Below are 24,056 nucleotides of genomic sequence, written 5' to 3'. Positions count from 1 at the left end.
CGGGCTCGGCGGCGCCAAACCGTCTGTTATGAGCCCGCTTTTACGCGTTCCAAGGCCCTTGGACGCGCAAGAGCGGGCTCTCGTCTTACTCTCGTCACAGTCGGCTACGCCGTGAGATAGACCATCGCGATGATCATGGCAAAGCCTGCGAGATCCGTGGGCGCAAAGGCCGTGCCCAGCCACAGTGCAGAGAACACGGTGGCCGCGATGGGCTCCGACGTCCCAAGCATGCTCGCGCGCAGCGGTCCCAGGTCCTTGACGCCCTGCATGTAGAGCGCATACGCCAGAAACGTTCCCACGACCACGATCGCCACGACGCCGGCCACGCCAGCCGCGTCAAACGCCGGCATACCCTCCCACGGGCGCGTGGCCACGAGCAATACCGTACCCGAGACGAGCATCGTCACGCCGTTCACGGCAGGGCTCCCCCACCGCTTGAGCAGCCCCTCGGGCACGGCACTGTACAGCGCGTAGGTGACGCATGTCGCGAGGCCCCACGCGAGGCCCGCCGCAGGCATCGCGAGGTGCGCAGGGTCGCCGCCCGTCGCGATGAGGAACGTGCCGCCCAGCGCAAGCGCGAGACCCGCGAGCTCGCGGCGCCTGGGCCCGCGCCGCGCGGTCACGCAGCTGTAGACCATGAGCACGACGAGCGCGAGCGTCTGCAGGACCGTCGCCGTCGCGGAGTTCGTGACCTTCACGGTCACGATGTAGCACACCGAGTTCACCATCATGCACGCGGCCGTCACGACCACGAGCGCCAGCGTCCTCCAGCCGCGGCCAAGCTCACGGACAAGGTCACGCAGCCGCCTGCGGTCCCCCGGCACGGCCGCGGCCAGCGCCAGGAACAGCCACGAGGCAAAGAACTGCCGCACGCACACAAGCCACACGGGGTCCACCCCATAGCCATCCATGAGGAACTTGGCGCACGTGCCCGAGAAGCCCCAGCACGTCCCGCCTATGAGCGTCAGCACCACGCCGCGCGTCGTCTTGCTCGCCTTAGCCATTGGGCCATCCCGTCCGTCCGGCCACCTGGCTCGGAGTGTCACGCGACGCACGCGGGCGCCGCTCCCACGCGCACGGGGATTATCGTCCGCGCGCGTGCTACAGTCTCTTGCTAACAATGAGAAAGGTAGCACCATGAGCCAAGACTTCGCCACCCCCAGCCCCACGCTCGCGGCGGGCACCACCCACGCGGGCTTCACCGTCGAGCGCGCCGAGCCCCTGCCAGAGATCTCCGGCTGCGCCTATGTGATGCGCCACGACGCCACGGGCGCGCGCGTCATGTGGCTCGCCTGCGCGGACAGCAACAAGGCGTTCGCCATCTCGTTCAAGACGCCGCCCGCCAACGACACGGGCGTGTTCCACATCCTCGAGCACTCCGTCCTGTGCGGCTCGGACCGCTTCCCCGTCAAGGAGCCGTTCGTCCATCTGCTCAAGAGCTCCATGCAGACGTTCCTCAACGCCCTCACGTTCCCGGACAAGACGATGTACCCCGTTGCGTCCACGAACGACCGCGACCTCGAGAACCTCATGGACATCTACCTCGACGCCGTGCTGCACCCCGCAATCTATCGCCGCCAGCGCATCTTCGAGCAGGAGGGCTGGCACTACGAGGTCGACGCCTCCCACGCAGACGCCCCGCTCACGCTCAACGGCGTCGTCTACAACGAGATGAAGGGCGCCCTGTCCACGCCCGAGGAGATCCTCATCAACGGCATGATGCGCTCGCTGTTCGGGCAGAGCCCCTATGGCTTCGTCTCCGGCGGGGACCCCGAGGCCATCCCCACGCTCACCTACGAGGAGTTCCTGCGCACCCACGAGCGCCACTACCAGCTCTCCAACTCCTACACCATCCTGTACGGAGACCTCGACATCGAGGAGAAGCTCGCGTTTCTCGGCACGCGCTTTGACGGTGCGCGCAAGGGCGAGGCCGGCGAGCCAAACGGGCTTCCCATGTGCCCCGCGCGCACGTGCGACCTCTTGAGCGTCCCCATGCAGACGACGCCGGACAACGCCTGCGTGGGCGTTGCCTACGTGTTCGCCACGGCCGGGCAGCGCGAGCGCGTGCTTGCGGCAGACATCCTCATCGACGCGCTCGTGGGCTCCAACGAGGCCCCGCTCAAGCGCGCCGTGCTCGAGAGCGGCCTGGGCAGCGACGTCCAGGGCTACCTGTACGACGGCATCCTGCAGCCCTGCCTCATCTTTGAGCTCAGGGGTTCCAAGCCCGGCGTGGCCAGGCAGTTCGAGAAGCTCGTCGAGGACACGTGCGCCCGCCTCGTGGACGAGGGCCTCGGACGCGACAACCTCGAGGCGTCGATCGCCCAGGCCGAGTTCAACCTGCGCGAGGGCGACTTTGGCTACCCGGACGGCGTGGGCCTTGCCATCCAGGCCATGAGCGGCTGGCTGTACAGCGACGAGGACGCCACAAGCTACCTGCGCTACGAGGACGCGCTCGTCCACATCCGCGAGGGCCTGCCAACGGGCTCCTTCGAGCGCCTGCTTGACGAGGCCGTCTGCCACAACGGCCACCGCTGCTGCGTGGAGGTCGTGCCCACCACCACGAGCGAGGACTCCGCCGAGACGCGCCGACTGGCCGAGAAGCGCGCCGAGCTCTCCGACGACGAGCTCGCATCGATCGCCGCCGAAGCCGAGGCGCTGCACGCCGAGCAGGCCGCGCCGGACTCCCCCGAGTCGCTCGCGACGCTTCCGCACCTGTCGCTCTCGGACATCGGCGAGGGGCCAGCAGACCCCGAGACGCGCACGGTCGAGGCGCTCGTCCCCTGCCACCACCACCTCATCGACGCCCACAGGATCGACTACGCCTACTGGTACTTTGACCTTGGCGGCGTCTCATATGAGGAGCTCCCCTACGTCAGCGTGCTCGCCAACCTGCTTGGCAAGCTCGACACCGAGCGCCACAGCGCCTACGACCTCGACACCATTTGCGAGGCCAAGCTGGGCGGCCTGTCGTTCTTCACGGAGGTCTACAGCACCGACGACGACCCACTGAGCGCACGCCCCAAGTTCGTCGTGGGGGCAAGCTCGCTGTCCGAGAACGCCCGCTGGCTCGCCGAGCTTCCCGCCGAGGTGTGGGGCTCCACGAGGCTCGCGGACACGCGCCGGATCCGCGACATCCTCGAGCAGCGTCGCGTCGGGATGGAGCAGGCCTTCATCGAGGGCGGCCATGCCGCGGCCCTCTCCCGCGTGAGCTCGCAGTTCCTCGCGAGCTCAAAGGTGTCCGAGCAGCTGGGAGGGGTGGACTTCTACCGCTTCCTGTGCGAGCTTCTCGACAACTTCGACGCACAGGCCGAGGGCCTCGTTGCCAAGCTCGAGGGCCTGCGCCGCCGCATCTTCTCGCGCGGCAACTGCGAGATGAGCTTCACGGGAGACGGGGCGGACCTCGACGCGTTCTGGGCCGCCGCCGGCACCCTGGGCCTCTCGGATGCCCCGCGGGCCACGGGCGCGCTCGTCGTGCCCGAGGTGGGCGCGCGCGCCGAGGCGTTCGTCATTCCCTCGAACGTCTGCTATGTGGGCGAGGGCATGGCGGGCATCCCGGCCGGGACGTCGCTCAGCGGCGCATGGCGCGTGGCCGCCCAGGCGCTCAGCTACGACTACCTCTGGAACGAGGTGCGCGTACTCGGTGGCGCCTACGGCTGCGGCTTCCGCTGCACGGCAGACTCGCTGCTGCAGTTCTACTCCTACCGCGACCCGGCCGTGGACCCCACGGTCGAGCGCTTCGAGCGCGCGGCCACGTGGATTGCCAGCTGGAACCCCACGCCCGAGGAGCTCGAGGGCTTCATCGTGGCAGGCGTCTCTGGCATGGACGCGCCCGTGAAGCCCCGCGCGCTCGGCCGCAGGCTCGACGCCGCGCGCCTCTCCGGCCGCACGCCCGAGTGGCGTCGCCGCATCCGCACGGAGATGCTGCAGACCACGGTCGACGACGTGCGGGCGCTCGCGGGCCCGCTCGCCAAGCTCGGTGACGCCCGAGGCATGTGCGTGTTCGGCGGCCGCGAGCAGATCGAGGCAAGCGGCCTTGACCTCGACGTCTGCGAGCTCATCGCCAGCCGCGGCTAGGCGCAGGGCGCCACGCCCGGGAGCGCCAGACCACCAGACACCTCCGGCGCGCCACTAAATAAAGGAGACTTTCTCATTGCCCGGCCTCCCCGCCCGCCACAGGGAGACCGGGCGATAGTATGTGGAGCCGCAAGACGGCAAGGAGGCACGGAATGGCAGACAAGCCCAGTATGGGAACGTGGGTCGTGGACCGCTTTGGCAAGGCGGTCACGGGAATGGTCGACGAGCATCCCAGGCGCGCCGCCAGGCTGCTGCACGCCGGCTTCGCCGCGAAGCGCTTCCAGACGCGCCACCTCCCGGAGGCCCGGCAGCTGCCCAGCGGGCGCATGGGGGCGCGCATCGCGCTAGAGAGCGTCACCGGGGCGCTCGACCACCCGCAAGGCGCGGTGCTGACCAGCATGTTCATGCCCAACGAACTGTTTCTCGCGCTTGGGCTGCGTCCGCTCATCGCCGAGGCGCTCGCGGAGTTCACGACCGGCGCCTGGGCCGAGGAGGGCTTCGTCCGCGCCGCCGAGCAGGGTGGCGTGCCCGAGACGTACTGCTCGTTTCACAAGGCCCTCATCGGCTACGCGATGGCGGGCTCACTCGAGCCGCCCCGCCTCATCGCGAACTGCTCGGTGGCATGCGACGCCAACAACATCACGTTCAAGTGGCTCGCCGACAAGCTCGGCAGCCCCCACGCCTACATCGACGTCCCCTACAAGTACAGCGAGGACGCCTGCTCCTACGTGGCCGACCAGCTGCGCGAGCTCGCGCGCGGGCTCGAGCAGACCTACGGCCGCACGCTCGACGAGCGCGTCCTGAGCGAGCACGTGGCGCGCTCGCAGGAGACGCTCGAGGCACTCGTCCGCAGCCTGCCGCTCAGGCGCCGCCGCTTCATGCACAACGACATGGGCCTCGAGATGCAGCAGGCGCTCGACGCCCACATCGCGCTCGGCACGCCAGACACGCTCGGCATGGCGCGCCAGCAGCTCAAAGACCTTCCGGGCGCCGAGGAGTACCGGGGCCTGTCGCTCGTCTGGATGCACACCGCCCCGTTCTTCTCGGCATCGCTGCAGCAGCTCGTCGACTGCAACCAGCGCGCCCAGATCGCCGTGAGCGACATGTGCTTCGACCAGGTGAGCCTCGACGGGTGGCGGCTCGAGGACGGCGTGTGGCGCCGCGACGAGAGCGTGCCGGCTTGGGCGCATACGGCCGACGAGCCGTGGGAGGCTATGGCCGAGCGCCTCATCAAGAACGTGTTCAACGGCCCCGGCGAACGCCGCGTCGAGCGCGTGCGCCGCATCGCCGAGGTCGCGGGGGCAGACGGCGCCGTGTGCTTCTGCCACTGGGGCTGCAAGGAGACCATGGGCGTCTCGCAGCTCGCGAAGCGCGAGCTCGAGGCGGCCGGCATCCCCACGCTCGTGCTCGACGGAGATTGCGTGCAGCGTTCGAACAACACCGAGGGGCAGTCGTCCACGCGCATGGGCGCCTTCCTCGAGATGCTCGAGGCACGCCGAGGGGAGATGCGCTAGATGACCCAGAACGAGACGAGGCCCGAGAGGGGCCTCACCGTCCACTACCCGTGCAAATACGTTCCCGCCGAGCTGCTCGCCGGCTTTGGCGCGGGTTGTTGGCCCTGCACACACGAGGCCGAGTCATTTGACCGCGCCGACGAGCTCGCGCACCCCAACCTCTGTGGCTACGGCAAGTCGCTGCTCGCCCACGCCCTGGATCCGAGCGTGCACGCCCTCGTGCTCACGAGCTGCTGCGACGTCATGCGCCGCGTCTACGACATCGTTCGCAGCGAGGGCAGCGTCGACTTCTTATGGATGCTCGACCTGCCGCACCTTCGCGGGCCGCGCGAGGTCGCAAGGTTCCGCGGCGAGCTCATGCGTCTCGCCGAGGCGTTCGGCGCGTGGAGCGGGCGCGAGTTCAGCCTCGATGCGGCGCTGGCGAGCTTTGACCCTCCCGTGCCGCGCACCGACGAGCGCGTGACCCTCTTGGGCGCCCACGCTCCCCTGTCGCTCGTAGACACGTGCCGAGACGAGCTGTCCCTGCACGTGGAGAACGGCACGTGCACGGGCTTTCGCCAGGTGGCGAGCCCGCCGTCCACGCTTGCGCGGGCCCCGCGCCCCGACTGTCACGCCTGCGGGGACGAGAACGAGGCCAGCGGCCTCGACCGCTTCCTCGACTGGTACGCCGACGCCCTGCTCAACCAGACGCCCTGCATGCGCATGGACGACGTGGCAGCACGCGGCGCACTCATCGACGCACCGGGGCAGCGCGGCGTCATCTACCACACCATGAAGTTCTGCGACTACTACGGCTTCGAGTACCTCGAGGCCTCACGGACGAGCGAGGTTCCCATGCTCAAGATCGAGACGGACGGCACGCGCCAGAGCGCGGGCCAGCTCAGCACGCGCCTCAAGGCGTTCGACGAGACGCTGCGCGGCATGGCCGAGACGGGCGGCGACGCCCACGCGCACGCGGACGGCCCCGTCTACGTGCTGGGCGTGGACTCGGGATCCACCTCGACCGACGCCGTCATCGTGGACGGCGACGGCGCAATCGTGGCGAGCGTCATCGTCCCCACGGGCGCGAAGGCCTCCGCGGGCGCCCGGCGCGCCATTGAGGAGGTCCTCGGCAAGGCGGGCCTCACGGACGCCGATCTCACCCTGCGCGTCGCCACGGGCTACGGGCGAGGCGCCATCGACGGGATGGACTCGACCATCACAGAGATCACGTGCCATGCCCGCGGCGCGCACTTCCTCGCGCCCGGCGCGCGCACCATCATCGACATCGGCGGCCAGGACTCCAAGGTCATCCACCTGGACGAGGCGGGCGGCGTCACCAACTTCGTGATGAACGACAAGTGCGCGGCCGGCACGGGGCGCTTCCTCGAGGCCACGGCGCGGGCCATGGAGCTTTCGCTTGACGAGTTCTGCCGCGTGGGCCTCGAGTGGAAGCACGACGTGAAGATCTCGAGCATGTGCACCGTGTTCGCCGAGAGCGAGGTCGTGTCGCTCGTCGCCGACGACACGCCCGTCGCCGATATCGTGCACGGCCTCGACATGAGCGTCGCCGGCAAGACCGCCTCGCTCGCCAAGCGCGTGAAGGCCGAGCCGCCCTACCTCATGACCGGCGGCGTGGCGCAGAACGTGGGCGTCGTGCGCGCGCTCGAGGACGTGCTCGGCGCTCCGGTCACCACGCACGAGGACTCCCAGCTCTGCGGCGCCATCGGCGCGGCCCTGCTCGGTCTGGAGTCGCTGGGCTAGCTTCCCAAAGGGGTCAGAGCCCTTTGGGCAAACAGCGGCAAAACCATGCCCAAAAGTGCCAGAGGCCCGAAGGCGGCAACGCCATCGGGCCTCTTCGCGTGTTGACGCGCCGTTCCTACACGAGGACGTCTGCCAGCGAGCGCTTCGGCACGTGATGCACGCTCGCCTCGTCTCGCCAGTAGTTCGTGGAGCCGTTCGGCGAGGCGTCGAGCGGCTCGAGGCGAACCTCCTCGGCCGGACGCCCGAGCGCAATGACCATGAGCGGAGACACGCTGGCATCCTCCAGGCCCAGTGCCCCGGAGACGCCGGCCTTGTTGAACGCGTGCAGCATGCAGCCGCCATAGCCGGCCTGCGTCGCCGCCAGCAGGATCGTCTGGGCGGCGATGCCCTCGTCCACCGGCGTCGTGGCACCATGGCCGGCATCGCACACCACGATGTAGCCCGTGGGGCGCTCACCGGTCTCGGGGCCGTCCCACTCAGGCAGGGCTCCGGCCCACTTGAGCTGCGAGAACACCGCCTCGCGCTCGCCGGCCGAGCTCACGATGCGATAGCGCAGCGGCATGCGGTTGGCCCCGCTGGCCACGACGCGCGCCAGGTCCACGAGCTCGATGAGCAGCGCCTCGGGAACGGAATCGCCCTCGTCAAAGCGGCGATAGCTCCGGCACGCCCGCACGGTGCGCGCAAACTCGCCCAGGTCAAAATCCTTCTCGGCCTTCTCGGCCAGCGCCTTGAACTCACTCATCGCGCTCTCCTCCGCATTCTCGAATGTGGGACAGGCGAGCCCGTCCCCGCCGTCCCATTAGTCGATGAGCCCAAAGTGGCGCAGGGCCTTGGCGATGCCGTCATCGTCGATGTCGGCGGTCACGTAGTCTGCCGCCGCCTTGGCCTCGTCGGTTCCGTTGCCCATGGCCACGCCCAGGGTGCAGTACTCGAGCATCGTGGCGTCGTTGCCGCCGTCTCCGAACGCGATCGTCTCTGCGCCGGAGATGCCAAAGTGGTCGAGTGTCGCCTGGACGCCCTTGGGCTTGCTGCTGCTCTTGGGAACGATGTCGCAGAACAGGTCGCACCAGCGCGTCACGATGCAGTCGGTCATGACGTCCTCGACGATGTGCTGGTCCTTTGGCCCCAGAAACGCGCAGAACTGGTAGATGGGGTTCTCGAGCATCTCGCGCGCGCCTCGAATGGGATAGCTGTAGGCGACCATGCGCTCGAGCTCATGGACCTTCTCGGAGTCACGGTTGGCGTAGGCGTTCTCGGCGTCGAGCGTGAGGCAATCGAAGAGCCCCTCGTCAACGAGGCCCACGAAGCGCTCGGCGACCCCGCGATCGATTGGCGTGTCGGCGTAGATGCCCCGCTCGTCATAGCACATGGAACCGGTGAGGACCACGTAGGCGTCAAAGCCGCCCTCAAAGCCGGGAAAGCCGTCGCGGATGCACCACGGCAGCTGTGCCTTGGGACGCCCGGAGCAGATGCAGCACTTTACGCCGCGGCGGCGCAGCGCAACGAGCGCGTCCTTCGTGCCCTGCGGGATGACGTGGCCCGTCTTGTTGCTCAGCAGCGTGCCGTCGATGTCAAAGAATGCGGCCTGTATCACGCCGTTCCCCCTTCTCGCGTTGTTGTCCGAGACGAGAATAGCAGCCTCGCGACCGTCGACGCTCATCTCACGCGCCCTGGCGCGCCCTCCGCACGCGAATGAGCCGCAGCGTCACGAGCACGAGCGCGAGCGCAACAAGGGCGAACACGCCGCCGACGAGCCCCACGCTCGCGATGCCCGGCCCGCTCACCACGGCACCGCCCACGGCCGTGCCGAACGCGATACCGATGTTGAACGACATGGGCTCGAGCGAGCTCGCGAGCGTGAGCGCCTTGGGGTGGCTACGCCGTGCCGTCTCCATGAACGCCGAGATGCACGGCACGCTCGCCACATACATGAGAAGGGCGATGCCCATGACCACCGCAAGCGCGGCAGGCATGGCTGCCCCCAGCGCCCACAGCCCAAACAGCAGAGCCGCAAGCAGCGGGAACGTCACAACGAGCGCCCTCATCCCAAAGCGGGCGTCCAACCAGCCAGACAGCAGGTTCGAGAAGAAGCACACCACGCCGTAGCCCATGAGCGCCGCGGACGCCTCCATCGCGGAGAGTCCCAGGACCTGCTCGAGGTAGGGCGTCACGTAGCCGTAGAACACGTACACGCATCCCACGCCAAAGACGAAGATGAGGATGCCCGTGAGCACCTGTGGCTCGGCGAGGAGCCCCGCCTGCTCGCGCATCGTCGCCGGCTCGTCCGTGGCCCCCTCGCGCGGCAGCACGGCCACGAGCGCCGCGCACGTCACGACGGCGAGCGCGAGGGACGCCCATGTGGCAACGCGCCACGTAAACAGCTCGGCCACCATCTTGCCGGCGGACGTCGCCACGACCATGGCCACCGAGAACGCCGCATAGACCACCGAGATGCCCATCGACATGCGCTCGGGACCCATGAGCTCGGGAATGAACGTGACGCCCACGGCGAGGAACGCCCCCGACACCGCGCCAATGAGCACGCGCGAGAGCAAAAGCACCGCAAACGTGGGCGCCAGCGCCTGCACGAGGTTGGCCGCACAGAAGATCGCCGCATAGGTCACGAGCAGCTGGAAGCGCCTGAAGCGCCCGGTCACGATGGCAAGCACGGGCGTGCACGCCGCATACGTGATCGCGAACATGCTGATGAGCTCGCCCGCCTGCGCAAGCGTCACCGAGAAGGCGTCCGCGATGTTGACCTCGATGCCGATGACGACGAACTCCGAGCATCCCAGCGAGAACCCGAGAAGCACGAGCAGGCCTATGCACAGCAGGCGCATGGGCCTCGAGAGGGCGGCGGCGGAAGCGGTCTTCTCGCTCACGGTCACGTCCCTACTTCGAGAGCTCGTCAGCCAGCGCCTCGATCTGGGCGCGCGAGGCGTCATCGAGCGCGCCGCGCACCGTCACGACGTTCTCGGCCACCGCGATGTCCTTCATGCCCTCGAGCTCGCCGCGCATGACCTTGGCGGCCATGGGCGCCCACGTGCCGGACTCAACGAGCGCCACCGTGCGCCTCTGGTAGGCATGCTCGGCCAGCGTGTGGATGAAGGTGCTCATGTGGGGGAAGATGCCGCCCGCGTAGGTGATGCTCGCAAGCACGAGGCGATCGTACTGGAAGGCGGACTCCACGGCCTCGGCCATGTCATCGCGGGCGAGGTCGAACACGGCGACGGTCTGGCCGCGCTTCTCGAGTGCCTCGGCGAGCGCCAGCGCGGCGTCCCTCGTGTGGCCGTAGACGGAGGAGTAGGCGATCGTCACGCCCTCGCCTTCCGGCTCGTAGGAAGACCAGGCGTTGTAGAGGCCCAGGTAGTAGCCGAGGTTCTCGGACAGCACAGGACCGTGCAGCGGGCAGATGTGCTCGATGTCAAGGCCGGCGGCCTTCTTGAGCACGGCCTGCACGTTCTTGCCGAACTTGCCCACGATGCCAAAGTAGTAGCGGCGCGCCTCGCAGGCCCAGCCCTCCGGGTCCTCGACGTCAAGCGCGCCGAACTTGCCAAAGCCGTCGGCGGAGAACAGGACCTTGTCCTCGGGCACGTAGGAGAACATGACCTCGGGCCAGTGCACGTTGGGCGCGCCCACAAACGTGAGCGAGCGGTCGCCGAGCTCGAGCGTGGAGCCCTCCTTCACGATGACCCTGCGGCCCGCGAAGTCCGTGCCAAAGTAGGCGGCCATCATCTTGAACGCCATGGCAGACGCCACGACGGTTGCCTGGGGATAGCGCTCCATGAAGGTGGCGATGCCGGCCGAGTGGTCGGGCTCCATGTGGTGGACCACGAGGTAGTCGGGTGTGCGGCCGGCGAGCGCGGCCTCGAGGCTGCCCAGCCACTCGTCAACGAAGCGCGCGTCAACCGAGTCGGTCACGACGACCTTCTCGGAGCCAAAGACCACGTAGGAGTTGTACGACATGCCGTTCTTGCGCACGTCGTACTGGCCCTCGAACAGGTCGATGTCATGGTCGTTCACGCCCACGTAGGCGATGTTGTCTGTGATGTTCATGCTGCTCCCCATCTCGCTCGCTCTCAAAACGCCGCTATCCTAGCATCTTCGTATTAAGGGACCGTGCGGACACATTGGTAATGACCCGCAAAAGATCACCCGCCATCAACAGGGCTAAGTACGCAGATTGATTGGCGGAACGCCTACCGACTTATACCAAATCATCACTGGAATCCCCCACGGGGGCTCCCGAAGGAGACGACCCCATCGGAGCAGCGGCTTCAATCTGCGTACTTAGCCCCCAGCGTCCCTCTAGAGCCCAATCAATCAAACATGTGAGCCCAATCTCCCAAGATTTCATGGCGAAGGGCATTTTCCGCTCGAACAAACTGGCTGGTTCTACTCGGTAGCTTCCGACCGCAGAGTCCCGTGATAAGCCGGGCAAGCGCATGATAGTTTTCCACGTCCCTAACCTGACGATATGTGACGGGGATCACGTCGATGCCCATTCCCCGCAGGGCAACCTGCCTATCGGCGTCATCAAGTGCCACCCGCGCCAGCGTATGGATTGCCCCGCCCTGGCACTCAACCGCAAGCGGACGACCTCCAGGAGCTCCGGGATGATAAAGATCGACGTAGCAAGCATTCTTGTTGGAGAGAGTCCTTCCCGTGGCATCAAGAACGACCTTCCGATTGTTCTCAAAACCTTCGAGAGCGCATCCACCAAGACGTCGAGGAAACGTGAGGAGAGCCGACAGGCGCGCCTCAAACGGAGAAGCCACGACCCCGTTCACGAGAGATAGCGCCTCCGCCAGCTTCCCCGCGCCCCGAAGCTTGGCATTCACCCGAGCAAACGACGCAAGCTCGTCTAAGTCCGCAAGCGGAGCCCTTTGCCAAAGGTCGCCACGCCGCCCGTCCTCTCTAGGAACGCGATGCCACGAGCGAACACCAGAATCCCTTAGCATCCCGGCATTTGAGGCCAGCGCCTCCTCCATTTCGTCCGATGGGCAGAACACGGAGAAATAACCGGTCAGCTCGTATGCAGCCATGGCCAGCCGTGTAACCGACAGCTTCCTTCCCAGGGTAATCAGAGTCAGCGCGGGACTTGTAACCCCAATCGAAAAGTCCGTGTCAAGGACGTGCCCAAAGGGGAGCTCCCCCTGAACGAGTGTCCAGTTAATCCAACGAGCGCCAGTGGACTGTCTCCGAGCCGTCGCAAGGCAGGTCAGGGGCGTGCCGCCAAGTGCCTCCCCCACGAGAGGATGACCATATAGCCCACGCCTCCCATAGTCCCGAGCTTGGGCAACCGGCGGAAGCAGCGCCAGAACCTGCGGCGGGACACGATAGAAGCGAAAGGCCGAGATACCTGCAAGAGTGAGATCCACGACCGCCCCAGTCAAATCGCAACGGATGTCCTAAGTACGCAGATTCGCTGAGATGTCGCCAGAATCTCCGGCCATGTGCGAGCCATTACGTTCCGTTTTGTCGCTCAAGGCGGCTGAATACCCGCGGCATCGCAAATAATCTGCGTACTTGCGTGTCTGCTAATTCTGCAGGGGCGACCGCGCCTCCCCGCGACCGCCCGGTTACCGGCAAGGAATGGCACCCGAGCGAGCCCAACAGAAATCTGACAAAAAACCTGACACGTTTTTTCGAGCGTCTGAGCAATAAAGTACCAGGTAAACACTACCGTCAAGACACAGCTGGTTGTGAAGGGCACATGAACGAGAACCGCGCCATACCGTTCGCGGAACAGCCTTGCAAAGTCATTACAAACATGCCAGGCGAGATTTGTTATTATCCCGCAGGCCATCAGTACGGGCCCTGCCCCAGGCACCAGGGAGGTGCGTCATGTCCGAAGGTTCCAGTCACAGTCACAGAACCCAAGTCCCACAGTCCGTGGAGGAGGCGCCCGCCCTCGGGATGGCGGTCGCTCGTCGCGCGTAGCCGCAGGCCGTCGCGCGGTCGCACATGATGTGCCTCCAGGGCCCAGGCGTCTAGCCGGGGCCCTTCTCGTATCCCGGGATTGCGAGGTGCGCCATGACGATGCGCAACCTCTTCGTTCGCGTGGACAAGAACAGCCAGAGCCCCGCAAGGAGGGGCAACCAGGCGGCCGGCCAGCAGCAGTGGCTGCGCCACGCCGCAACCGCCACCATGCCCGAGCTCTTCCGCGAGCTCAACAGCTCCGAGGAGGGCCTCGCTGCCGAGCGGGTAGATGCCGCCCGCGAGTTCTACGGGGCAAACGCCGTGGCCCAGGCCACCAAGCGCCCGCTGCCGCTTCGCCTGCTCGCCGCGTTCGCGGACCCCTTCACCTACATCCTCGTGTTCATCGCGGCGGTCTCGGTCCTCACGGACTGGATCTTCGCCACCGGCGCCGACCGAGACCTTTCCACCCCGCTCATCATTGGCACGATGGTGCTCGTCTCGGGCGTGCTCCGCTTCATTCAGGACGAGAAGAGCACCGTGGCCGCCGAGGCGCTGGCCGAGATGGTCGAGTCCTGCGCCGAGGTCGAGCGTGATGGCGACGGCGGCAACGAGACACCCATCGACGAGATCGTCATCGGCGACGTCGTGCACCTCTCCTCGGGCGACGTCGTCCCTGCCGACCTGCGCATTTTCTCCGCCCGCGACCTCTTCGTGAGCCAGGCCTCGCTCACCGGCGAGTCCGAGCCCGTCGAGAAGCGCGCAAGCCTGGCCGCAGACGCCAGCGCCACGGCCGCTGCCAGCGCCCCCGCCCTCACCGACCTCGAAAGCCTCGCGTTCATGGGCTCCACCGTCATCTCGGGCAACGCACGCGGCATCGTTGTAGCGACCGGCGCGCGCACGATGTTCGGCGAGGCCACCGGCACGCTCGCCGGCCGCAAGCGCGAGACCTCGTTCGACGCAGGCATCAAGTCCACGAGCCGCCTGCTCATGCGTCTCATGCTCGCCATGCTGCCCGTGGTGTTCGTTGTCTCGGGCGCCACGAAGGGCGACTGGGTCTCCGCGCTGCTCTTCTCGCTGTCCGTCGCCGTGGGGCTCACCCCGGAGATGCTGCCCATGCTCGTCACCACTTGCCTGGGCAAGGGCGCCGTCGACCTCTCCCGCCACCACGTCATCGTCAAGCGGCTCGACGCCATCCAGGACCTCGGCGCCATCGACGTCCTGTGCACCGACAAGACCGGCACGCTCACCGAGGACCGCATCGTGCTCGAGCGCCACCTCGACGTCAACGGCCGCGAGGACGCGCGCGTGCTGCGTTACGCGTTCCTCAACAGTTACTTCTCAACCGGCGTGAAGAACCTCATCGACAACGCCATCGTCGAGCGGGCGCTTGCCGAGGGAACCGACGAGGTGAATGCCACGGTCGGCAGCACCACCACGGCCGAGGAGCTCGCGGAGCGCTACCACGGCATCGACGAGCTGCCGTTCGACTTCGAGCGCAGGCGCTTGTCCGTCGTGGTGGGAGACGCCGCCGGCCACACGCGCATGGTGACCAAGGGAGCGCTCGAGGAGGTTCTCGCCGTCTGCTCGAGCGTCGAGGTCGATGGCCAGGTGCTCCCACTCACTGACGAGCTGCGCACCCAGGTCGTGCGCCGAGGCGAGGCCCTGGCCGATGAGGGCATGCGCGTGCTCGGCGTGGCGCGCAAGAACGAGCCCGCCGGCGCCGCCACGCTCACGGTCGCAGACGAGCGCAACATGGTGCTCATCGGCTACCTCGCCTTCCTCGACCCGCCCAAGGAGAGCTCGGCCGCAGCCATCCGTGCGCTCGCGGCCCACGGCGTGGCCACGAAGGTGCTTACCGGAGACTCGCCGCGCGTGGCCGCCCACGTCTGCCGCGCCATCGGCATCGACGCCGAGCACGTGCTCACCGGCGTGGACGTCGAGGCGATGAACGATGGCGAGCTCGCCGACGCCGTGCAGCGCACGAACATCTTCGCCAAACTTTCCCCAGCTCAGAAGGCTCGTGTCGTGCGCACGCTGCGCGGCCTGGGGCACGCCGTAGCCTACATGGGAGACGGCGTGAACGATGCCGCCGCCATGCGCGAGAGCGACTGCGGCATCTCCGTTGACTCCGCCGTGGACGTGGCCCGCGAGGCCGCCGACATCATCCTGCTCGAGAAGGACCTCATGGTCCTCGAGCGCGGCATCGAGTGCGGGCGTCGCACCTACGCGAACGTGATCAAGTACGTGAAGATGACCGTCAGCTCGAACTTCGGCAACATCGCGAGCGTCCTCGTGGCGGCGGCGCTGCTGCCGTTCCTGCCCATGACGGCCGTCCAGCTCCTCCTGCTCAACCTGATCTACGACCTCACCTGCACGGCCATCCCCTGGGACAACGTCGACGAGGACGCCATCCGCACCCCGCGGCGCTGGGACACCGCGTCCGTGCGCCGCTTCATGGTCGCGTTTGGCCCGCTGAGCTCGGTCTTCGACATCCTCACCTTCGCGGCGCTCTTCTTCTTCGTGTGCCCCGCCGTCGCGGGCGGCGCCTGGGGCACGCTCGACGCCGCGGGCCAGGCGCTGTTCGTCGGCACCTTCCAGGCGGGCTGGTTCGTCGAGAGCATGTGGACGCAGACGCTCGTGGTGCATCTCATTCGCACCGAGAAGGTCCCGTTCGTGGGTAGCCGCGCGAGCTTGCCGCTGTGCGCCCTGGGCGCGACGGGCATCGCCGTTGCCTGTGTGCTGCCGGTGACCCCGCTCGGCGCCGCGCTCGACTTCTGCGCGCTCCCGGCCACGTTCTGGCCGATTCTCGCCACGATGGTCGCGGGTTACGCGGCGCTCGCTATGCTCGCCAAGCGCCGCTACGTCCGCCGAAACGGCAGTCTGCTCTAAGTGAGCGGGCAAACTGGCTCCCGCCAGGTATAGCCAAAAACGACAAACCGTTTACCTGCGGTTTTCTCAGCATGCGCCGGTGGTCTACTCAGGCTGCCGGCGCATGCCCGCTCACTTAGCAAAACAAGCCCTCACAAACCGCTCTTTTCCCACATTCCTTGTCAGGTTTTGTCTCCTCGCCCGTGTTGTAGACAAAGGGGACTCGGCGCCAGTCCCGCCAGCCAACACAGACGAGGAGCATGACAATGGATACAGCCGTGGCATTGAAGGGAGGTCTCGTGCAAGGTGCAAGAACCAGCGTCACCCCCGCATGCCCGAAGACGGCCGCGTTACCGCTCACGCCGGAACGGTTGGTGGAGAGCTACGCAGACACGATACTTCGCGTGAGTTACACCTACCTGCACAACTACGCGGATGCCGAGGACATCTGCCAGGAGGTCCTCCTCAAGGCGCTCGCGCAAGAGCAGCCCTTCCGCTCAGAGGATCACGAGCGCGCCTGGGTCATCCGCGTGGCCATCAACCTGTGCAAGGACCAGCTGAGGCGGGCGGCGTCGCGGCAGCAGGTAGCCCTCGAAGACGTGCCCGAGCCCGCCGCCCAACCCGCACAGACGGAGGACGAGGCCCACGCCGCCCAGTCGCGCGTGCTCGACGCGGTCATGGCCCTGCCGCAAGACATGCGCATTGCCATCTACCTGCACTACTACGAGGGCTACCCCATGCAAGCCATCTCCGCGATCACAGGCGCCAGCGAGGCCGCGATCGCAAAGCGACTCTCGCGCGCCCGAGCCCAGCTCCGAGAAACGCTGAAGGGAGACGACGATGTCTTCGACTTTGCATAGCTACACCGAGGCCCTGGACAACCTGAGCTTTTCCGACAACGAGAAGAAGCGCCTGGTAGAGAGCCTCAAGGCCAAAACGGGCGCCCGCACCACCAAGGCCTCGGCTGAGAGGCCCGCAACGCCTGCCGAGACCGCCCAGGTCCTACGCATGCCCAGGCATCACCGCCACCATGGCTGGGCCCGCATCGCGGCCGTCGCCGCGGCGCTCGCGATCGCCGTGGGTGGCGGCACCGTTGCCGTGGCCGCAGGCGTCCTGCCCGCACCCTCCCAGGTCTTCGCCGACGTCTTTGGCACGGCGCCCGCCCAGACCGAGATCATCGACAAGATCGGCCGTCCCATCGGGGCTTCCGCCACGAGCAACGGCGTGACCATCACGGCCCAGGCCGTCATCGGCGACGCCAACGGCTGCACCGTCGTCTTCGACATCACCCGCGACGACGGCCAGCCCTTCGACGTCACCGGTCTCATGATGGGAAGGGCGAGCGAGAACACCGACAACAAGATCCTCGCGCTCATGTTCTCGAGCGACGACGTGACGATCGACGGCGCAACCTCAATCGCGGGCTCGAGCTTCATCTACAACCCCGACGTCAGCTCCAACACGACGCTGCGCTACGTCAGGCAGTTCGACCACGTGGACTTTGGCAGCGCCTCGAGCCTCAACGGCCAGACCTGCCACGTTCACCTCAGCGACATCGAGAGCTTCGCCCCCGAGGAGTACCGCGCACACGTCAAGTCGGGAGAGAACCTCGCGTCGGGCACGTGGGACCTCACGTTCGAGCTCAACTACGAGGACGCCACCGTCAATCTCGCCGCCGGGCAGACGACGTTCGCAGGCAACGACGCAACCATCGACAAGGTCCAGGTCTCCCCCATCGGCGTCACCGTTGACTACACGGTCGCCTACCAGGCAGATCTCCAGGGCTGGGAGGGCGGCGAAGAGTCACCACAGGTCTCGGCCGAGTTCGAGAAGATCTTCGGGCTCCCCATCACCGTCACGTTCGCGGACGGCACGACCGAGGACGCCACGCGCGGCGGCGCCACCTCGAGCGAGAACGCTAACGGCATAACGAGCGTCTCGAGCTCCTACACCTTTACCCAGTTGCGCGAGCCCTCCGATATCGTCTCCGTTACCGTGGGCGACGTCACCATCCCCGTCAAGTAAACGAACAGGCGTGAACAGGGGTACGCCCCCCGCTCACGAAAAGCGCCCGACTGGCAGCGCGGCCAGCCGGGCGCTCGCATGTGACAAACGAACCCGTCCCCAATGGCATGACAGAGGAACCCGTCCCCAATGGCACCCAATGGCACTACAGGGCGGCGACGACCCTGTCGCCCATCTCGGCGGTGCCGAGGATGTGGTCGGCGGGCGTGCCCTCGTCGGCGATGTCGCGGGTGCGCCAGCCCTCGTCGAGCACGCGGGCCACGGCGTCCTCGATCCAGGCGGCCTGCTCGCCCATGTCGAGCGCGTAGGTGAGCAGCATCGCGGCCGAGAGAATCTGCGCGAGCGGGTTGGCGATGCCCTGGCCCGCGATGTCGGGCGCGGAGCCGGCGCTCGGCTCGAACAGGCTCACGCCGTCGCCGAGCGATGCCGAAGCAAGCATGCCGAGCGAGCCCGTGATCTGGGCGGCCTCGTCGGACAGGATGTCGCCGAACATATTCTCGGTCACCACGACGTCAAAGTCGGCCGGGCGGTTGATGAGCTGCATGGCCGTGTTGTCCACGAGAAGGTCCTCGAGCTCCACGTCCGGGTACTGCTCGTCGTGGACGCGATGCACGACCTCGCGCCACATGCGGCTCGTCTCGAGCACGTTGCGCTTGTCCACGCTCGTGACCTTGCCACGGCGCTTGCGGGCTGCCTCGAACGCCTGACGGGCGATGCGCTCCACCTCGTACTCGCGGTACTCCATGACGTCAACCGCGCGCTGGCCGGCCGCGCCGCCCACGCCCGCGCCGCCCTCGTCGTAGAAGCGCTCGTGGCTACCAAAGTAGATGCCGCCCGTAAGCTCGCGGACGAGCACCATGTCCACGCCCCTGATGACCTCGGGGCGCAGCGTCGAGGCGCCGGCGAGCGCGTCATAGATCTTGACCGGGCGCAGGTTGGTGTACAGGCCCAGCTCCTTGCGGATGCGCAGCAGGCCCTGCTCCGGGCGCGGGGCGGCAGGGTCGGTGGAGTCCCACTTGGGACCGCCCACGCTCGCGAGCAGCACCGCGTCGCTCGCGCGCGCGGCGTCGAGCGTCTCTGCGGGCAGCGGGTCTGCGCAGGCGTCGATGGCGGCGCCGCCAATCAGGTGGTCCTCGAACGCAAACTCGACGCCGGCGCGCTCGCCCACCGCGGCCAGCACCTTCTTGCCCTCGGCGATGATCTCCGGGCCAATGCCGTCACCCGGCAGGCAGCAGATCCTGTAGGTCTTCTCGGCCATGGCCTAGGCCTCCTTCCGTGCGGCGAGCTTTGCCTTCGTGCGTGCCACGAGGCCGCCCGCGTTGATGATCTCCTGGATGAACGGCGGGAACGGCTGCGCGTGGAAGACGGCGCCGGTCGTCTCGTTCGTGATGGTGCCGGTGTCTGCGTCCACGCTCACGACGTCGCCGTCGGAGATGGCGTCGCAGGCCTCCGGGCACTCGAGGATGGGCAGGCCCATGTTGATCGAGTTGCGGTAGAAGATGCGCGCGAAGCTCTTGGCGATGACGCACGAGACGCCGGCGGCCTTGATGCACACGGGGGCGTGCTCGCGGCTCGACCCGCAGCCGAAGTTCTCGTCGGCCACGACGATGTCGCCGGGCTTCACGCGCGAGACGAACGTCTTGTCGAGGTCCTCGAGGCAGTGCTTGGCGAGCTCGGCGGGGTCGGACGTGTTGAGGTAGCGGGCCGGGATGATGACGTCGGTGTCGATGTCGCGGCCATAGCGGAATACGGTTCCCTTGAACTGCATGTGATTCCCTTCTGGTTCGTTGGGCCGGGCTAGTCGAGGTCCGCCGGCAGGGCGATGTGGCCGGCGACGGCGCTCGCGGCGCACACGGCCGGGCTCGCGAGGTAGACCTCGCTCGTCGGGTCGCCCATGCGGCCCACGAAGTTGCGGTTGGTTGAGCTCACGCAGCGCTCGCCCGCGGCGAGGATGCCCATATAGCCGCCCAGGCACGGACCGCACGTGGGCGTGGAGACCACGCAGTGGGCGTTGACGAACACGTCCATGAGGCCCTCGTGGACGCACTGCAGCCACACCTTCTGCGTGGCCGGGATCACGATGCAGCGCACGCCCTCGGCCACGGCGCGGCCGCGCAGGACGTCGGCGGCCGCGCGCATGTCCTCGATGCGGCCGTTCGTGCAGCTGCCGATGACCGCCTGGTCGATCTCGATGTGGCGGCTCTCGGTGACGGGATGGGTGTTGCTCGGCAGGTGCGGCCAGGAGACGCACGGGACGATGTCGGCCGCGTCGATGTGGATGACCTGCTTGTAGGTGGCGTCGGCGTCCGGGTGAAACTCGCGCGGCTCGCGGCGGGCACGCTTGGCAACCCACTCGCGGCACTTGTCGTCCACCTCGAACAGGCCGGCCTTGCCACCCGCCTCGATGGCCATGTTGGCGATGGTGAGGCGTCCCTCCACCGAGAGGCTCTCGATCGTAGAGCCACCAAACTCCATGGCGCAGTACAGGGCGCCGTCCACGCCGATCATGCCGATGATGTGCAGGATGACGTCCTTGGCGGTGGCGCCGGCGGGAAGCTCGCCGTCGATGACGAAGCGGATCGTCTCGGGAACCTTGAACCAGGCGCGGCCCGTCGCCATGCCCACGCCGGCGTCCGTGGAGCCCACGCCGGTGGAGAACGCGCCGATACCGCCGTAGGTGCAGGTGTGGGAGTCCGCACCAATCATGAGGTCGCCAGGCACCACGACGCCCTGCTCGGGCAGAAGGGCGTGCTCGATGCCCATGCAGCCCTGCTCGAAGTAGTTAGTGATCTTGTGCTCGTGGGCAAAGTCGCGCGTGACCTTGGTCTGCTCGGCGCTCTTGATGTCCTTGTTGGGGCTGTAGTGGTCGGGCACGAGGCAGATGCGGTCGCGGTCGAACACGCCGGCGCCGATCTCGTTCACGGTCTTGATGGCGATGGGCGCCGTGATGTCATTGGCGAGCACGAGGTCGAGGTCGCACTCGACGAGCTGGCCGGGGACGACCTCGGGCAGGCCTGCGTGGGCGGCCAGGATCTTCTCGGCCATGGTCATGGGACGCGTCATTTACTTGCCCTCCTTGGAGCGGGTGGTCTGAATCATGCGGTTCACGGCGTTCACGTAGGCCTTCGCGGAGCTCACGATGATGTCGTTGTCCGCGCCGCGGCCGGTGTAGATCTTGCCGTCGTCGGCCGTGATGCGCACCGTGACCTCGCCGATGGCGTCGATGCCGCGCGTGATGGCCTTGACGTTGAACTCGGACAGGTCGCCGTGCACGGCCACGACCTTGTCGATGGCCTTGTACGCGGCGTCAACCGGGCCGCTGCCCGTGGCGCACACGACGTGGGTGGCGCCCACCTCGTCGGTGATCGTGGCCGTGGCCGTGGGCACGAGGGGGTCTCCGCAGGAGACCTGCAGCGCGTCGAGCGTGTAGACGGCCTTCACGTCACGCTGGCGCTCCTGGACCATGGCCTCGAGGTCCTCGTCGAAGACCTCCTTCTTCTGGTCGGCGATCTCCAGGAAGCGGTTGTAGACGTCGTCGAAGTCCTCGTCGGCGAACGTGTAGCCCAGCTCGCCGAGGCGGTGGCGCAGCGCCGCGTGGCCGGAGCGGGCCGAGAGGATGATCTCGGAGCCGGCGGCGCCCACGTCGGCCGGGTCGATGATCTCATAGGTGTCGCGGGCCTTGAGCACGCCGTCCTGGTGGATGCCCGAGGAGTGCGCGAAGGCGTTCGCGCCCACGATGGCCTTGTTGGGCTGCACGTTGATGCCCGTGATGGAGCTCACGAGCTTGCTGGCGCGCGTGAGCTCCCGCGTCACGACGTCCGTGTGGGCGTCGAGCGCCTCGCCATGCATCTTGATGGCCATGACGACCTCCTCGAGCGAGGTGTTGCCGGCTCGCTCGCCCAGGCCGTTGATGGTGCACTCGATCTGCGTGGCGCCGTTCATGACGGCGTCGAGGGCCAGCGCCGTGGCCATGCCCAGGTCGTTGTGCGTGTGGACGGAGATGGTGACGTCCTCGATGCCGTCGACGCGCTCGCGCAGGTCTGCGATGCGCGTGCCGAAGTTCCAGGGCATGTTGTAGCCCGTGGTGTCCGGGATGTTGACGACGGTGGCGCCGGCGCGCACGGCCGCCTGGACGATGCGCACGAGGAACTCCTGGTCGGAGCGGCCGGCGTCCTCGGCGTAGAACTCGACGTCGTCCACGAACTTGCGGGCGTAGCTCACGGCATGGACGGCGCGCTCGATGGCCTGCTCCTCGGTGAGGTGGAGCTTGTCGCGCAGGTGAGAGGGCGAGACCCCCAGGCCGGTGTGGATGCGCGGGCGCCCGGCCGTCTTGAGCGCCTCGGCCGCGACCTCGATGTCCTTGTCCACGGCGCGCGTGAGGCCGCAGACGGTGCAGGCGCCACCGGCGATTCTGCCAATCTCGGAGACGCTCTTGAAGTCACCGGGACTCGAGATGGGGAATCCCGCCTCGATGACGTCGACGTTCATGCGCACGAGCTGGCGTGCGATGACGAGCTTCTCCTCAGTGTTCATGGACGCGCCGGGAGACTGCTCCCCGTCGCGCAGGGTGGTGTCAAAGATGGCAATCTTGCGTGTCATGGCTGCTCCTTCACGTTGTGCGTCGCGCGCCGGGGGCACGGGATGCGTCGCGGGAGCACTCAGGCCCATGTGCTGGCCGAGAAAAAAGAAAACACCCCACGCGAGGATCCGTGCCAAGACACGGGACGCGTGGGTGCCAAAAAAGACTAAAGGGACTGGCCCTAGCGCGTACCCGCAGGTAGTAGCACTAGGCCTAGAAGCGCTGCGTTGTTGGTGACGCTCTGGCTCATCCGGTCTCCTCCGTCAACAGTTGCCCCACTGTAGCAGACGCGCCCGCCGGCGCAAGCGCAAGTTCGGCGGGCGGCGCGGGACCGGAACGAGGGGGCCGCCACCGCTCCGGGCGCCCGCCCCCTCGTTCCAAAGGGGCCAGGCAACTTTGGGCCGCTATCATGGGGAGAGCTAACGACGAGGAGAACGGCGGCAGCATGGGGCTCACGGAAGACGAGGTCGCGGCGAGGGCGCGCGACATCAAGGTGTTCGGATTCGACCTGGACGGAACGTTCCTGCGAGACGACAAGAGCGTCTCGCCCCGCACGAGGGCGGCGGTACGCGCGCTCATCGAGCGCGGCATCGAACCCGTCCCCACGACGGGACGCACCTGGCAGCGCCTCTGCCAGAGCGTGTTGGGCATGGACGAGTTCCACTACACCGTCTGCGCGTGCGGCTCGGTCATCCGCGACCGCACGACCGGCGAGTTCTTGCGCCACGACGTCATCGACCCCAGGACGGCCGCCGAACTCATCCGCAGGCTCAAGCAGCCCGGCGTCGTCATCTACCTGTGCCTCGACGACCCCTACGGCACGCGCCTGGGCGACTGCATCAGCAGAGACGAGTACGTGCGCGTCCGCGGCAAGGAGCGCTGGAAGGAGCCCCTCACCTGCTACGACGTACCCGCGCTCATCGAGGCCAACCGCTGGGGCGTCGTGAAGGTGGGCGTGCGCTACGCCGCGCCGTGGCGCGACGACGACTTCATCGCCATCGGAGACGAGCTCAACCTCACGTCCAACCCCTGCGGGCCCAACAACGTCGAGTACAACGTGCCCGGCGTGAGCAAGGCGGGGGGCCTTGCCACCGTGGCGGGGCGCCTGGGCTGCACGATCGACAACGTGTGCACCATCGGCGACTCGGGCAACGATGTCGAGATGCTGCGCGCCGCGGGCCTCGGCATCGCCATGGGCAACGCCACCGAGGTCGCCCGCGAGGCGGCGGACTACACGCTGCCGTTCACGAACGAGCAGGACGGCCTCGCGAACTTCATCGAGCGCTACCTTCTCGTCTAGCGGGGCGGCGGGAACGGTTTCGCCCGTCCCG

17 protein-coding genes are annotated in these 24,056 nt (G+C 67.4%); 7 read left to right on the top strand and 10 right to left on the bottom strand.

Annotated elements, in window-relative coordinates; genetic code table 11:
• Positions 1 to 104 precede the first annotated feature (104 nt).
• Complete coding sequence (locus tag Pcatena_RS01515) at positions 105 to 1,004, bottom strand: DMT family transporter (protein ID WP_172596338.1); 900 nt, start codon at positions 1,002 to 1,004, stop codon at positions 105 to 107.
• A gap of 133 nt (positions 1,005 to 1,137) precedes the next feature.
• Between Pcatena_RS01515 and Pcatena_RS01510 the strand changes: the two genes are divergently transcribed.
• From Pcatena_RS01510 to Pcatena_RS01500, 3 genes are all read left to right on the top strand, one after another.
• Positions 1,138 to 4,074, top strand: a complete 2,937-nt coding sequence (locus tag Pcatena_RS01510) for an insulinase family protein (protein WP_126420996.1) — start codon at positions 1,138 to 1,140, stop codon at positions 4,072 to 4,074.
• Between the two features lie 152 nt (positions 4,075 to 4,226).
• Positions 4,227 to 5,588 (top strand): 2-hydroxyacyl-CoA dehydratase subunit D, encoded by a 1,362-nt coding sequence (locus Pcatena_RS01505; protein WP_172596337.1) that lies wholly within the window; start codon positions 4,227 to 4,229, stop codon positions 5,586 to 5,588.
• Entirely contained in the window at positions 5,589 to 7,331 is a 1,743-nt protein-coding gene (locus Pcatena_RS01500) for an acyl-CoA dehydratase activase (RefSeq protein ID WP_126420991.1), read from the top strand.
• A 115-nt stretch (positions 7,332 to 7,446) separates the two neighbouring features.
• On the opposite strand, the gene Pcatena_RS01495 is transcribed toward Pcatena_RS01500, so the two are convergent.
• From Pcatena_RS01495 to Pcatena_RS01475, 5 genes are all read right to left on the bottom strand, one after another.
• Positions 7,447 to 8,073 carry a nitroreductase family protein gene (locus tag Pcatena_RS01495; protein ID WP_126420989.1) on the bottom strand — a complete coding sequence of 209 codons (627 nt, stop codon included), beginning with the start codon at positions 8,071 to 8,073 and terminating at the stop codon, positions 7,447 to 7,449.
• 57 nt (positions 8,074 to 8,130) lie between these two features.
• On the bottom strand, positions 8,131 to 8,991 hold the full coding sequence (locus Pcatena_RS01490; RefSeq protein WP_126420987.1) for a Cof-type HAD-IIB family hydrolase: 861 nt from the start codon (positions 8,989 to 8,991) through the stop codon (positions 8,131 to 8,133).
• A gap of 1 nt (position 8,992) precedes the next feature.
• Entirely contained in the window at positions 8,993 to 10,213 is a 1,221-nt protein-coding gene (locus Pcatena_RS01485; RefSeq protein ID WP_232619866.1) for an MFS transporter, read from the bottom strand.
• A 10-nt stretch (positions 10,214 to 10,223) separates the two neighbouring features.
• Positions 10,224 to 11,387 carry an FprA family A-type flavoprotein gene (locus Pcatena_RS01480; RefSeq protein WP_126420985.1) on the bottom strand — a complete coding sequence of 388 codons (1,164 nt, stop codon included), beginning with the start codon at positions 11,385 to 11,387 and terminating at the stop codon, positions 10,224 to 10,226.
• A gap of 263 nt (positions 11,388 to 11,650) precedes the next feature.
• Complete coding sequence (locus tag Pcatena_RS01475; protein WP_126420983.1) at positions 11,651 to 12,376, bottom strand: hypothetical protein; 726 nt, start codon at positions 12,374 to 12,376, stop codon at positions 11,651 to 11,653.
• 991 nt (positions 12,377 to 13,367) lie between these two features.
• Here Pcatena_RS01475 and mgtA point away from each other — a divergent pair.
• From mgtA to Pcatena_RS01460, 3 genes are all read left to right on the top strand, one after another.
• A complete protein-coding gene (gene mgtA / locus Pcatena_RS01470; RefSeq protein WP_126420981.1) occupies positions 13,368 to 16,142 on the top strand; it encodes a magnesium-translocating P-type ATPase in 2,775 nt (924 codons plus the stop codon).
• A gap of 353 nt (positions 16,143 to 16,495) precedes the next feature.
• Positions 16,496 to 16,981: an RNA polymerase sigma factor gene (locus Pcatena_RS01465; protein ID WP_232619865.1), complete on the top strand. Its 486-nt coding sequence runs from the start codon at positions 16,496 to 16,498 to the stop codon at positions 16,979 to 16,981.
• Positions 16,962 to 18,146, top strand: a complete 1,185-nt coding sequence (locus tag Pcatena_RS01460; protein WP_126420977.1) for a DUF4179 domain-containing protein — start codon at positions 16,962 to 16,964, stop codon at positions 18,144 to 18,146. The genes Pcatena_RS01465 and Pcatena_RS01460 overlap by 20 nt, the downstream gene beginning before the upstream one ends.
• Before the next feature lie 145 nt (positions 18,147 to 18,291).
• On the opposite strand, the gene leuB is transcribed toward Pcatena_RS01460, so the two are convergent.
• From leuB to Pcatena_RS01440, 4 genes are read right to left on the bottom strand one after another with little or no spacing between them, the layout of a single operon-like run.
• Positions 18,292 to 19,404, bottom strand: a complete 1,113-nt coding sequence (leuB, locus tag Pcatena_RS01455; protein ID WP_126420975.1) for a 3-isopropylmalate dehydrogenase — start codon at positions 19,402 to 19,404, stop codon at positions 18,292 to 18,294.
• A gap of 3 nt (positions 19,405 to 19,407) precedes the next feature.
• Positions 19,408 to 19,914, bottom strand: a complete 507-nt coding sequence (gene leuD / locus Pcatena_RS01450) for a 3-isopropylmalate dehydratase small subunit (RefSeq protein ID WP_126420973.1) — start codon at positions 19,912 to 19,914, stop codon at positions 19,408 to 19,410.
• 29 nt (positions 19,915 to 19,943) lie between these two features.
• Complete coding sequence (gene leuC, locus Pcatena_RS01445) at positions 19,944 to 21,209, bottom strand: 3-isopropylmalate dehydratase large subunit (protein ID WP_172596336.1); 1,266 nt, start codon at positions 21,207 to 21,209, stop codon at positions 19,944 to 19,946.
• The gene (locus Pcatena_RS01440; RefSeq protein WP_126420971.1) at positions 21,210 to 22,745 is read right to left on the bottom strand and encodes a 2-isopropylmalate synthase; all 1,536 of its coding nucleotides are present in this window, start codon (positions 22,743 to 22,745) and stop codon (positions 21,210 to 21,212) included.
• A gap of 389 nt (positions 22,746 to 23,134) precedes the next feature.
• Here Pcatena_RS01440 and Pcatena_RS01435 point away from each other — a divergent pair, with 389 nt between their 5' ends.
• Positions 23,135 to 24,025: an HAD family hydrolase gene (locus Pcatena_RS01435; RefSeq protein WP_126420969.1), complete on the top strand. Its 891-nt coding sequence runs from the start codon at positions 23,135 to 23,137 to the stop codon at positions 24,023 to 24,025.
• Positions 24,026 to 24,056 lie beyond the last annotated feature (31 nt).

Origin of the sequence: Parolsenella catena (assembly GCF_003966955.1) — a bacterium.
GTDB classification, from domain to species: domain Bacteria; phylum Actinomycetota; class Coriobacteriia; order Coriobacteriales; family Atopobiaceae; genus Parolsenella; species Parolsenella catena.
This window is presented reverse-complemented; position numbering and strand designations above follow the sequence as displayed.

Coding starts and splice junctions, on each gene's coding strand:
- Pcatena_RS01515 (WP_172596338.1), bottom strand. CDS start 1,004: ATGGCTAAGGCGAGCAAGACGACGCGCGGCGTGGTGCTGACGCTCATA.
- Pcatena_RS01510 (WP_126420996.1), top strand. CDS start 1,138: ATGAGCCAAGACTTCGCCACCCCCAGCCCCACGCTCGCGGCGGGCACC.
- Pcatena_RS01505 (WP_172596337.1), top strand. CDS start 4,227: ATGGCAGACAAGCCCAGTATGGGAACGTGGGTCGTGGACCGCTTTGGC.
- Pcatena_RS01500 (WP_126420991.1), top strand. CDS start 5,589: ATGACCCAGAACGAGACGAGGCCCGAGAGGGGCCTCACCGTCCACTAC.
- Pcatena_RS01495 (WP_126420989.1), bottom strand. CDS start 8,073: ATGAGTGAGTTCAAGGCGCTGGCCGAGAAGGCCGAGAAGGATTTTGAC.
- Pcatena_RS01490 (WP_126420987.1), bottom strand. CDS start 8,991: ATGAGCGTCGACGGTCGCGAGGCTGCTATTCTCGTCTCGGACAACAAC.
- Pcatena_RS01480 (WP_126420985.1), bottom strand. CDS start 11,387: ATGAACATCACAGACAACATCGCCTACGTGGGCGTGAACGACCATGAC.
- Pcatena_RS01475 (WP_126420983.1), bottom strand. CDS start 12,376: ATGGCTGCATACGAGCTGACCGGTTATTTCTCCGTGTTCTGCCCATCG.
- mgtA (WP_126420981.1), top strand. CDS start 13,368: ATGACGATGCGCAACCTCTTCGTTCGCGTGGACAAGAACAGCCAGAGC.
- Pcatena_RS01460 (WP_126420977.1), top strand. CDS start 16,962: ATGTCTTCGACTTTGCATAGCTACACCGAGGCCCTGGACAACCTGAGC.
- leuB (WP_126420975.1), bottom strand. CDS start 19,404: ATGGCCGAGAAGACCTACAGGATCTGCTGCCTGCCGGGTGACGGCATT.
- leuD (WP_126420973.1), bottom strand. CDS start 19,914: ATGCAGTTCAAGGGAACCGTATTCCGCTATGGCCGCGACATCGACACC.
- leuC (WP_172596336.1), bottom strand. CDS start 21,209: ATGACGCGTCCCATGACCATGGCCGAGAAGATCCTGGCCGCCCACGCA.
- Pcatena_RS01440 (WP_126420971.1), bottom strand. CDS start 22,745: ATGACACGCAAGATTGCCATCTTTGACACCACCCTGCGCGACGGGGAG.
- Pcatena_RS01435 (WP_126420969.1), top strand. CDS start 23,135: ATGGGGAGAGCTAACGACGAGGAGAACGGCGGCAGCATGGGGCTCACG.